This is a genomic window from Mesorhizobium sp., from assembly GCF_005063415.1.
In the GTDB taxonomy this organism is placed as follows: Bacteria; Pseudomonadota; Alphaproteobacteria; order Rhizobiales; family Rhizobiaceae; genus Mesorhizobium.
On sequence record NZ_SUEG01000032.1, the window covers coordinates 1 to 10,775 of the forward strand.

The 10,775-nt window shown below is 61.6% G+C and carries 10 protein-coding genes and 1 pseudogene; 10 read left to right on the plus strand and 1 reads right to left on the minus strand.

Features of this window, described 5'->3' with window-relative positions:
- Positions 1–110 (plus strand): annotated as a pseudogene (locus E5W70_RS11395) (GNAT family N-acetyltransferase); the annotation flags it as partial.
- Between the two features lie 97 nt (positions 111–207).
- A complete protein-coding gene (locus E5W70_RS11400) occupies positions 208–1,692 on the plus strand; it encodes a hypothetical protein (RefSeq protein ID WP_292657777.1) in 1,485 nt (494 codons plus the stop codon).
- Positions 1,693–1,758: 66 nt separating this feature from the next.
- Here E5W70_RS11400 and E5W70_RS11405 read toward each other — a convergent pair whose 3' ends face one another.
- The gene (locus E5W70_RS11405) at positions 1,759–2,058 is read right to left on the minus strand and encodes a DUF3572 domain-containing protein (protein ID WP_292657779.1); all 300 of its coding nucleotides are present in this window, start codon (positions 2,056–2,058) and stop codon (positions 1,759–1,761) included.
- Between the two features lie 217 nt (positions 2,059–2,275).
- Between E5W70_RS11405 and E5W70_RS11410 the strand changes: the two genes are divergently transcribed.
- The 8 genes from E5W70_RS11410 to ugpC all read left to right on the plus strand — a co-directional run bounded on the left by E5W70_RS11410 (position 2,276) and on the right by ugpC (position 10,764).
- Complete coding sequence (locus tag E5W70_RS11410; RefSeq protein ID WP_006334976.1) at positions 2,276–2,647, plus strand: response regulator; 372 nt, start codon at positions 2,276–2,278, stop codon at positions 2,645–2,647.
- A gap of 33 nt (positions 2,648–2,680) precedes the next feature.
- Entirely contained in the window at positions 2,681–4,054 is a 1,374-nt protein-coding gene (locus E5W70_RS11415; RefSeq protein WP_292657782.1) for a PleD family two-component system response regulator, read from the plus strand.
- Between the two features lie 460 nt (positions 4,055–4,514).
- On the plus strand, positions 4,515–5,249 hold the full coding sequence (locus E5W70_RS11420; RefSeq protein ID WP_292657785.1) for a FadR/GntR family transcriptional regulator: 735 nt from the start codon (positions 4,515–4,517) through the stop codon (positions 5,247–5,249).
- Entirely contained in the window at positions 5,246–6,433 is a 1,188-nt protein-coding gene (locus E5W70_RS11425) for a PLP-dependent transferase (RefSeq protein WP_292657788.1), read from the plus strand. Before E5W70_RS11420 ends, E5W70_RS11425 begins: the two co-directional genes overlap by 4 nt.
- Before the next feature lie 29 nt (positions 6,434–6,462).
- Positions 6,463–7,740 carry a sugar ABC transporter substrate-binding protein gene (locus tag E5W70_RS11430; RefSeq protein ID WP_292657790.1) on the plus strand — a complete coding sequence of 426 codons (1,278 nt, stop codon included), beginning with the start codon at positions 6,463–6,465 and terminating at the stop codon, positions 7,738–7,740.
- A gap of 180 nt (positions 7,741–7,920) precedes the next feature.
- Complete coding sequence (locus E5W70_RS11435) at positions 7,921–8,844, plus strand: sugar ABC transporter permease (RefSeq protein WP_292657793.1); 924 nt, start codon at positions 7,921–7,923, stop codon at positions 8,842–8,844.
- Positions 8,844–9,692 carry a carbohydrate ABC transporter permease gene (locus E5W70_RS11440; protein WP_292657796.1) on the plus strand — a complete coding sequence of 283 codons (849 nt, stop codon included), beginning with the start codon at positions 8,844–8,846 and terminating at the stop codon, positions 9,690–9,692. The genes E5W70_RS11435 and E5W70_RS11440 overlap by 1 nt, the downstream gene beginning before the upstream one ends.
- A 4-nt stretch (positions 9,693–9,696) precedes the next feature.
- On the plus strand, positions 9,697–10,764 hold the full coding sequence (gene ugpC / locus E5W70_RS11445) for a sn-glycerol-3-phosphate ABC transporter ATP-binding protein UgpC (RefSeq protein WP_292657798.1): 1,068 nt from the start codon (positions 9,697–9,699) through the stop codon (positions 10,762–10,764).
- Positions 10,765–10,775 lie beyond the last annotated feature (11 nt).

Genomic DNA, 10,775 nt, shown 5'->3' on the forward strand with positions numbered 1-10,775 from the left:
CGCGCTCGATCGGGCTGTTCGTCGGCTCGTCGCGGGTCTTCGAAAAAGCCGGGTTCCAGCGATTGGTCGAGCGCAAGCCGGGCCGGCCGCTGGTGCGCCTTGTGCTGTAACAGCCGCCGCAACAAATAGGCCTTCTCTTGCGGCTGTGATGGTATTTGCCTACCAGTGATAGAAACGGCTTGAGGGCCGCGATTAGTGAGGATCGACGTGAAGCGCGTTTTGCCACTTGTTTTACTTCTTGCCTGCAGCGCACCGGCCTTCGGCCAAGCGGTCGACAGGCAAGGCGCGAAGCAGCTTTCCGACGATCTGGCGCACTATATCGGCAAGAAGCCGTTCGACATTGGGTTCGTGAAAGTTTCAGTCGAGGGCGATGCCTACAAGATCGCTTTCGACTTCAAGCCGGTCACGGATTTGCTGGCAAAGCAGCAATCCTTCAAGTTGGACTCCACGCCTTACTTCGTTCTGGCGAAGCCGCGCAAAGATGGTCAGTGGGACGTTTCGGTGGACGTGTCTCCGAAGGGATCTGTTGATTTCGTCGGTCCGGAGGGGCCGCAGCACATCGACTTTTCCATTTCAAACAACAAGTTCACCGGTATCTATGACCCTGATCTGGCGGCCTTTGTGAACGCCTCGGGTTCCACTTCGGGCGTGACGATGAGTGTAAAAAGCCCGCTGCAGAATGTGGAAGCCTCTGCGGATGGCGGCGCTGGCAGCTTGAGCGCGACGAAATCAGCGAATGGCGGCATAGATTTTGCGTATTCACAGACAATGACCGGCTTTGCCGAAACCGTCAGACTGGACGATCCCAAGAGCGGTCTGAAATTCTCATACAATGTCAAATCGCCGCACGCGGCGGTGGATGCGACGGGCAAGGGCATGCGGACAAAGCCGCTGCTCGATTTACTTGCCTTCGCCGTGGCCAACGAGGATGAGGCCAAGCTCAAGGCGAACCAAGCGGAGTTCAAGTCGCGTCTGCTCGCCGCATTGCCGCTGTGGGAAAGAATAGACGGCACCTACAGCTTCAAGGATTTCGTGGTGGAGACCCAGCTCGGCAATTTCGGTGCGACACAGTTGAGCACGGCGGTCGGGATGGACGGTATCTTGCAGAACGGTCAGATAGCCTATGCGATCAAGGCCACCGGCCTGACGCTGCCGCAGCAGATGCTGCCCAGCTGGAGCGTTGCGTTGCTGCCGACGGATATCGACCTCAACTTCGGCGGCGCCAACATCGATCTGGACAGCATGGCGAAGAAAACCATCGAAACCCTTGATTTCAGCAAGGATCCACCGCTGCCGGCGGATTTCGGCGACCAGATTTCCGCTGATTTCCTGGCCAAGACCCCAAAGGCCATTCTCGGACACAGCACGATCAAGAACGGCAACATCGAGATTGCGATGGAAGGCGAGATGACCTTCCCCGGCAAGAAGCCGCGTGCGGATGTGACAATCGACATCACCGGCTACGATAAGATCGTGGAGACCTTGCAGACGGCGGCGAAGACGGACCCGCAGGCCGCGCAGTATTTTACCGGCGCGCTGGCGATCAAAGGGTTTGGCAAGACGCTGCCGGACGGCCGGCTTGAATGGGTGATCAACACCAAAGCCGACGGTTCGGTGATGGTCAACGGCGCCATGCTGAAGGCGGCCGACCCCGTCGGGACGGACGACAGTGGGGAAGAGGCAACGCCATAGAGCATCAGCACTGGCCCGTTGTCGGCGGCAAGTTCTTCGATCTGCCCGCTGTCTCGGGATCGCCGCTTATATCGAATGCTCATGATTGTCGTCGCCGAGCGGCAGCGCCCGCAATGCCTTGCCGACTGCGGCGGGTGGCGTTCCGGTCTCCTCCGAAAAACGCATCAGCGTCGGCTCGTGGGCGAGGATGAACTGCAGCACGCCGGCCAGGAATCCCGGCTCGCCGGCCGCCCGGCGGATGGAATGGGCTTCGATGCCGGTGATCGCCAGGAAGCGGGGCAGAAGTTCCGGATCGGCGGCGACGAAGCCCAACGCCTTTACGGCAATGGTTTCCGCTTCTTCGCGCATTGACGCTGCGTTTGCCATCGGTACCTTCCTTCGTGGGCGGAATAGTTTTGTTTTCGCAGTAGTGGCAAGTGTTGCCGGCAGCAAGCTCGCCGACCTGGAATCCGAACGCTTTTCGGGCGGCCGGTTTCCGTTTCGTCAATCATATTGCCGTATAGTGGGAACAGGTTTGGTGCGTGCCGACAAGGGGCGCATGACGGCACCCTTCGAGTGGAAGCCCAGCCGGGACGGGAAATCGATGCCTAAGAAGGTTATGATCGTCGAGGACAACGAGCTCAACATGAAGCTCTTTCGCGACCTGATTGAAGCGAGCGGCTACGAGACGGTGCGCACACGCAACGGCCTGGAAGCGCTGGATCTGGCGCGGCAGCACAGGCCGGACCTCATCCTGATGGACATCCAGCTGCCGGAAGTGTCGGGCCTCGAGGTCACCAAATGGCTGAAGGAGGACGATGATCTCCACGTCATCCCGGTCATCGCCGTCACCGCCTTCGCGATGAAGGGCGACGAGGAGCGCATCCGCCAGGGCGGCTGTGAGGCCTATATCTCCAAGCCGATCTCGGTGCCGCGTTTCATCGAGACCATCAAATCCTACCTAGGCGATGCCTGATGCGCCTTTCCAGCCGAGCCGGAGCTTTGTGAAATGACCGCGCGGATCCTCGTCGTCGACGACATCCCAGCAAATGTCAGGCTGCTGGAGGTTCGGCTGCTCGCCGAATATTTCGAGGTTCTGACCGCCACCAACGGGCCGGATGCGATCGAGATCTGCGAGAACGGCAAGGTCGACGTCGTGCTGCTCGACGTGATGATGCCCGACATGGACGGGTTCGAGGTCTGCCGGCGGCTGAAGGGCGAGCCGGCGACATCACACATCCCGGTCGTGATGATCACCGCCCTCGACCAGGTTTCGGACCGGGTGCGTGGCCTCGAGGCCGGCGCCGACGATTTTTTGACCAAGCCGGTCAACGATCTGCAGTTGATGACGCGCGTCAAGAGCCTGGTCAGGCTGAAATCGTTGACCGACGAGCTGCGGCTGCGCGCCTCGACGACACGCAATATCGGCATCGAGGAGCTTTTGAGCCGCAACTTCGCTACCGACGACGCCGTGCCGAAGGTGCTGCTGGTCGACGAGCGCAAATCCTCGTTCGAGCGCATCCAGAAGATGCTGCGCGGCAGTGCCGATCTCGACGTCGCCAACGATCCGCATGCCGGCTTCTTCCAGGCCGCCGAGCAGCCGTATGAATGCGTGATGATCTCGACGGCCTTCGCCGATTTCGACCCGCTGAGGCTCTGCTCGCAATTGCGCTCGCTCGATCGCACCCGTTTCCTGCCAATCATCCTTCTGGCGGACGAGGGCGAGGAGGGGCGCATCATCCGCGGCCTCGAACTCGGCATCAACGATTATCTGATGCGGCCGATCGACCAGCAGGAGCTGACCGCGCGGCTGCGCACGCAGGTGCGGCGCAAGCGCTACAACGACCAGCTTCGCGCCAGCGTCACCCAGACCATCGAGATGGCGGTGACCGATGCCCTGACCGGCCTGCACAACCGCCGCTATCTCGACAGCCATCTGCAGACGCTGTTTGATCGCGCCGTGGCACGGCGCAGGCCGCTATCGGTGATGATCACCGATCTGGACCGCTTCAAGAGCATCAACGACGCGCATGGCCATGACGGCGGCGACGACGTGCTGCGCGAATTCGCCCGGCGGCTGCGCAAGAATGTGCGCGGCATCGATCTAGCCTGCCGCTTCGGCGGCGAGGAGTTCGTCGTGGTCATGCCGGACACCGACGGCGCGGTAGCCGAAAAGGTCGCCGAGCGCATTCGCGCCGAAATCGCCCAACTGCCGTTTGCCGTCGGCACCGAAGACAAGGCCGTCGAAGTCACCGTCAGCGTCGGCGTGTCGTCGGTCCTGAAAGGCGTAGACACCGTGGCGGCGCTGATGAAACGCGCCGACCTCGCGCTCTACGAAGCCAAGAGCGGCGGCCGCAATCGCGTCGTCGCCAAGGCGGCTTAGCACCGAACACCAATTGGCCAGTCAACGCGACAAGGTTACGAATTTACCTTAATCCAAGCGATTTGCGAGGCTTGGTTAAGAAACGGTTGATTTCCATAAGTTGTTGCGCAAATGTGCAGCCGTTAGACGTAACCGGCACGAGGCTAGATCGCCGGTTCGACCCGAAGAATACCCCATGATGCTCAGGTCCGCCGCATCTCCTGGGTCCGTGGGGTCGGCCGGCCGGCGCTGGCACATAGTGGCCTCCTCGTACCGCTGCCAAACGCCGGCCGGCCCCCTTTCAAAACACATCAGCATTCTGCGTCAAGGCCCGGAAAACGATGGGTTTTTGCCGCGACAGCGACAGCGCCCTTTGAAGTAGCCGGCTGGGCAGAGCGTATGCGCCTGCAGTCGGTTGACAGGGCCTGTCTTCTATGCAGAAATTGGTTGGACCATTGAGCCATTTTGGTGACCCGTTGGTATGACCGAATTCGGCCTCTCCCCCATACAGGCAACTGCTCGTGATGATGCGGTGCTCAAGGCCCTGGCCGGCTTTGTAATGCAGGAAGCTCTCGGGCCCGGCCAGAGACTGCCGACCGAACGCATCCTTGCCGAGCGCCTCAAGGTCAGCCGCAACACGGTGCGCGAGGCGCTGACGCGCTGGGAAGGACTCGGCCTGGTCGAACGGCGGCAAGGCAGCGGCACCTATCTCAAGGGAGTTGTCTCGCTGGACATGCTGCACATGCCGCTGACGCTGGCCGGCGGCAATGATTTCACCAGCTTGATGCAGACGCTGGAAATCCGCCGGGCACTGGAAGCGGAGGCAGCAGCCCTTTGCGCCGTCCGCGCGGGCCAGGCCGAGATCGCCGAGATCGCGCGCAAGCTCGACATCATGGAGCAGGCCTTTCACACGCGCGCCGGCATGTCGGCGGAGGAGGACTGGGAATTCCACCAGTCGATCTACCGCGCTTCCGGCAATCCGCTGTTCGAGCAGATCATCGCCGCCATGCACGAGCTGTTCCATCGTTTCTGGGAACATCCGCTCGGCGTGCGCGACTTCGGCCACGCCAGCTTCCCTTACCACCGCACCATCTACGAACGCATCGCCGCGCACGATCCGGAGGGGGCCCGGGCCGAGGCGCTCAAGCTGATCGCCACCGTCGAGGACGATCTGAAGCGCGGTGCGGCCAAACTCAAACTTTCAGGCCAGAAATGAGCGACCATTCCGCCGATTTCGAAAACGACTATCTCGCCTCGGCGGCGACGCTTCTCGCCCATGACGCGCCTTTCCCCGGCGGTGCGGTGGTACCGCCGATCTACCAGACCTCACTTTTCACCTTCGCCAACTATGCCGAGATGGCCGACACATTCGCCGGCAGGCGACGCCAGCCGATCTATTCGCGCGGCGACAACCCGACGGTCATGGAATTCGAGGCGCGTGTCGCCGCTCTCGAAGGGGCAGAGGCCGCGCGCGGCTTTTCCAGCGGCATGGCGGCGATCAGCGCCACGGTGCTTGCTTTCGTCGGCGCCGGCGAGCGCATGGTTGTCGTGCGCAATTGCTACGGCGATGCCTACCGGCTGTTCGAGCGGCTTTTGCCACGGCTCAACATCAAGGTCGACTATGTCGACGGGTCCGATCCGGACACGGTCGCCGCAGCACTTCCCGGCGCTAAGCTGCTTTACCTGGAAAGCCCGACGTCGATGATGTTCGAGCTCCAGGACATAACCCATCTGGCGAGGCTGGCCAAAGAGCAGGGCATCATCACCTCGATCGACAATTCCTGGGCGACCCCGGTGTTCCAGAAGCCGATTTCGCACGGTGTCGACCTGGTGCTGCATTCGGCCTCGAAATATCTCGGCGGCCACAGCGATACCGTCGCCGGTGTGGTGGCCGGTTCGGCGGCCCATATTCGACACATCAACGAGCAGACCTATTCTTATCTTGGCGGCAAACTTTCGCCTTTCGAGGCCTGGCTGTTGCTGCGTGGCCTGCGCACATTGCCGCTGCGGTTGCCGCATCACATGAAGAGCGGGCTGACCATCGCCGAACGGCTGAAGGCGCATGGCAATGTCGAGCGGGTCAACCACCCGGCCTATTCCAACCATCCAGGCAAGGCGACGCTTGCCGGCTATGCCGGGCTGTTCTCATTCGAGGTGACGGAAGACGTTGACATTCCGGCTTTCGTCGATGCGCTGAAACTCTTTCGCATCGGCGTCAGCTGGGGCGGCCATGAGAGCCTGGTCGTTCCGGCAAAGGCCTCGCTCGAGCAGACGCCGGGCCTGAATTCGATGGCGCGCTTCGGCGTCAGCCCGCGAACCATCCGCTTCAGTGTCGGATTGGAAAGTGTCGAAGACCTGTGGGCGGATGTTGCCCAGGCCTTTGACAGAGCAAAAAGATAAAGGAGCCGTTCAAAATGGGAGTGCTGAACATGAAGAAACTGAGCATCCTTCTTGGTGCCGTCGCGGGTCTGGCGATTTCCGCCGGCAGCGTGCTGGCCGATTCCACGGTCAAGATGGTCGAGGTCATCACCAGTCCGCCGCGCACCGAATTCCTCAAGAAGCAGATCGCCGAATTCGAGGCGGCCAATCCGGGTGTCAAGGTCGAACTCGTATCGCTGCCCTGGGGCCAGGCGTTCGAGAAGTTCCTCACCATGGTGCAGGCCGGCGACACGCCCGACATCGTCGAGATGCCGGAACGCTGGATGGGTCTCTATGCGACCAACGGCCAGCTCGAGGATCTCGGGCCATACATGGCCAAATGGGACGATGCCAAAACGCTGGGCGAGCGTGCCAAGCAGTTCGGCTCGACGGTCGACAACAAGCAGTACATGATCCCTTACGGCTATTACCTGAACGCGCTGTTCTGGAACAAGAAGCTGTTCAAGGAGGCCGGCCTGGACGGTCCGCCGGCGACGCTCGATGAATTCGTCGAAGACTCCAAGAAGATCTCGGCGATACCGGGCAAATATGGCTACTGCCTGCGCGGCGGCCCGGGCGCCTTCAACGGCATGCATATGTTCATGAACATCGCCGCCGGCAAGGGCGGCTATTTCAACGAGGACGGCACCTCGACCATCAACGAGGAAGGCTCGGTCAAGGGCCTGCAGATGCTCGCCGACATGTACAAGAACGGCCTGGCGCCGAAAGATGCGGTGAGCTGGGGTTTTAACGAGACCGTCACCGGCTTCTACAGCGGCACCTGCGCCATGCTGAACCAGGATCCTGACGCGCTCCTCGGCATCGCCGACAAGATGAGCGCCGACGACTTCGCCGTGGCGCCGATGCCGGCCGGGCCGAGCGGCAAATCCTATCCGACGCTCGGTTATGCCGGCTGGGCGATGTTCGCCAATTCCCAGCACAAGGACGATGCGTGGAAGCTGATGGCGACGCTGTTGTCGCCCAAGGACAATCTGGAGTGGGCAAAGGAAGTCGGCGTCATTCCGATCCACAACGGCGCCGACCAGGACGCTCACTTCAGGACCGAGCAGTTCAAAGGCTGGTTCGAGGAACTGAACAACGGCGACAAATACGAGATGGTGACGCCGCCGACGCATCTGGAAAATCTCGGCAATTTCGTCGACCAGGTGGCGATCAAGAATTTTCAGGAAGTGCTGCTTGGTCAGAAGGCGGCCAAGGACGTGGCCGACGAATGGGCCAAGTTCCTGACCAAGGAGCAGCAGGACTGGATGGCCAAGAACAAGAAATAGCTTTTGTTCCCTCTCCCCGTTCACGCGGAGAAGGTGTCACGAAGTGACGGATGAGGAGCGGCGCCAACCCGACTTGGCTCGTGCTGCCTCTCATCTGCCTGCCGGCATCTTTTTCACCGTAAACGGGGAGAAGAGCGCTGTCGCCAGCCCATGCTTGCTCCAGGAGACGATCCAGCACCAATGACCTACGCCGTGTCCGAAATACGATCCGCCGGCAGGCCGCGAAAGAAGCGGCTATCCCATGCCGCGATCGAGCCCTGGCTCTATCTCAGCCCGGCGATCGTGCTGCTGGTCGTCGTGCTGCTGGTGCCGCTGGTCATCGGCATCGGCTACTCGCTCCGCAAATTCTCCGCATTCAAATCCGAATATGTCGGGCTTGGGCAGTATCAGGCGATGCTGTCGGATCCTGTGCTCGGGCAGGCGCTCGTCAACACGCTGTGGTGGACGGCAGCCAGCCTGTTCTTCCAATTCTTCCTTGGACTTGGGTTGGCGCTGTTGCTCGACACGCCGTTCCGGGGCAGAAAGATCGTGCAGGCGGTGGTGTTCCTGCCTTGGGCGGTGCCGTCCTTCCTCTCCGGCCTGACCTGGGCCTGGCTGTTCAATCCGATCATCGGGCCGCTGCCGCATTGGCTCTACGCAGTGGGGCTGAAAGCCGAGCCAACCAACGTGCTGTCCGATCCCTCGACAGCCATGTGGGGACCGATCGTCGCCAATGTCTGGTTCGGCATTCCCTTTTTTGCCGTCACGCTTCTGGCGGCGCTGAAGTCGATCCCGTCGGAACTGCATGAGGCGGCGGCGATCGACGGCGCCTCGCCCTGGCAGCGCTTCACCAAGGTGACGCTGCCGTTCCTGGCGCCGACCATCGTCATTACCGTTATGCTGCGCACGATATGGATCGCCACCTTCGCCGACCTGATCTTCGTCATGACCGAAGGCGGGCCTGCCGGTTCGACGGCCACGGTGCCGGTCTATATCTACGTCAGCGCGTTCAAGTCGCTGGACAAGGGCTATGCCTCTGCGGTGGCGGTGCTGCTGCTTGTGCTGCTCATCGTCTATGCGATTGCGCTGATCGGCATCCGCCGCTCTCTGGTGAGGCACGTCTGATGATTGCCGGACGCTCCGTCTCCTCGCGCATTCTCGGCGGTATCGGCCTTTACGGCGCCATCGGCGCCTATATGGCCTTCGCGCTGTTCCCGATCTTCTGGACATTGAAGATCTCGGTCACACCCGAGCGGCTGCTCTATTCCGAAGGCATCACTTTCTGGCCGTCGCAAACGACGCTGCAGAACTTCATCACCGTGCTCGAAGCCACCGATTTTCCGCGCTACTTCCTGAACAGCGTTATCGTTTCGGTGTCGACGGCAGCCTTCGTAACGGTCATTGCCACGCTTGCCGGCTACGCCATGTCGCGATTTTCCTTCCGCGGCAAGGCGACCTTGGCCATCCTGCTTTTGCTCACCCAGACTTTTCCGCTGGTGATGGTCATTCCGCCGATCTACCGCATCATGGGACAGATCGGCCTCATCAACAGCCTGACCGGCCTCGTCGTCATCTACACCGCCTTCAATACGGCCTTCGCGACCTTCCTGATGCAATCCTTCTTCGACGGCATCCCGCGAGACCTGGAAGAAGCGGCCATGATCGACGGCTGCACGCGCCTGCAGGCGATGCGCAAGGTGATCGTGCCGCTGACGCTGCCCGGCATGGGGGCGACGCTCGGTTTCGTCTTTACCGCCGCGTGGAGCGAGTTGCTGTTTGCGCTGATGCTGATTTCCAGTGACGACCAGAAGACTTTCGCGGTCGGCTTGCTCACCTATATCGGCAAATTCGCGGTCGACTGGGGACAGATGATGGCGGCTTCCATCCTGGCGCTGATCCCGGTCTGCGTCTTCTTTGCCTTCCTGCAACGCTACCTCGTCACCGGTCTTACCGCCGGTGCCGTCAAGGGATAGATCGATGGCCTCCGTCACACTCGACAAAGTCCGCAAAGACTATGGAGCCGTGCGCGTCCTGCACGCGGTCGATCTCGAAATCGCCGACGGCGAGTTCGTCGTTCTGGTCGGCCCGTCCGGCTGTGGGAAATCGACCCTGCTGCGCATGATCGCCGGGCTGGAGGAGGTCTCCGGCGGCGAAATCCATATTGGCGAGCGCCTGGTCAACGATATCGCGCCAAAGGACCGCGATATTGCCATGGTATTCCAGTCCTACGCGCTCTATCCGCACATGGACGTGTCGAAGAACATGGGTTTCAGCCTGATGCTGAGGAAGGCCGGCAAGCCGGCGATCGATGCAAGGGTGGACGGTGCCGCCAAGCGGCTCGGGCTCGATGCGCTTCTGCAGCGCCTGCCGCGGCAATTGTCCGGCGGCCAGCGTCAGCGCGTCGCCATGGGCCGTGCCATCGTGCGCGACCCGAAGGTCTTTCTCTTCGACGAGCCGCTTTCGAACCTCGACGCCAAGCTGCGCGTCCACATGCGGGCCGAGATCAAGGCGCTGCACCAGCAATTGAAGACCACTTCGGTCTATGTCACCCACGACCAGACCGAAGCCATGACCATGGCCGACCGCATCGTCGTCATGCATGACGGCCTCGTCCAGCAGGTCGGTGCGCCGCTCGATCTGTATGACCGGCCGGTCAACACGTTCGTTGCCGGTTTCATCGGCTCGCCCGGCATGAATTTTCTGCCTGCCGTGGTTGAGAAGGGCGCCAAGCCGGATGCCGTGCTGGCCGACGGCCAGAAGCTGAGGCTGCCGGACGGTCTGCCGCTAAGGGATGGCGATGCGATCACCGTCGGCTTGCGGCCCGAGCATATCCGGCTCGCCGACAATGGTGCGCTGAAAGGCGAGGTGGGCGTGGTGGAGCCGCTCGGCCTGTCGACCCAGTTCTATGCCAGGCTTGCCGGCCAGCAGGTCTGCGTGTTTGCCATGGGCCGGGCCAGCGTGAAGCCGGGTGAGGCCGTGCGCCTGTCGGCTGATCCGGCATCGCTGCATCTGTTCGATCCGGCTAGCGGCGGTCGCATCGGCTAGTCCTGTATTCC

Coding starts and splice junctions, on each gene's coding strand:
- E5W70_RS11405 (WP_292657779.1), bottom strand. CDS start 2,058: ATGGCAAACGCAGCGTCAATGCGCGAAGAAGCGGAAACCATTGCCGTA.
- E5W70_RS11410 (WP_006334976.1), top strand. CDS start 2,276: ATGCCTAAGAAGGTTATGATCGTCGAGGACAACGAGCTCAACATGAAG.
- E5W70_RS11415 (WP_292657782.1), top strand. CDS start 2,681: ATGACCGCGCGGATCCTCGTCGTCGACGACATCCCAGCAAATGTCAGG.
- E5W70_RS11420 (WP_292657785.1), top strand. CDS start 4,515: ATGACCGAATTCGGCCTCTCCCCCATACAGGCAACTGCTCGTGATGAT.
- E5W70_RS11425 (WP_292657788.1), top strand. CDS start 5,246: ATGAGCGACCATTCCGCCGATTTCGAAAACGACTATCTCGCCTCGGCG.
- E5W70_RS11430 (WP_292657790.1), top strand. CDS start 6,463: ATGAAGAAACTGAGCATCCTTCTTGGTGCCGTCGCGGGTCTGGCGATT.
- E5W70_RS11435 (WP_292657793.1), top strand. CDS start 7,921: ATGACCTACGCCGTGTCCGAAATACGATCCGCCGGCAGGCCGCGAAAG.
- E5W70_RS11440 (WP_292657796.1), top strand. CDS start 8,844: ATGATTGCCGGACGCTCCGTCTCCTCGCGCATTCTCGGCGGTATCGGC.
- ugpC (WP_292657798.1), top strand. CDS start 9,697: ATGGCCTCCGTCACACTCGACAAAGTCCGCAAAGACTATGGAGCCGTG.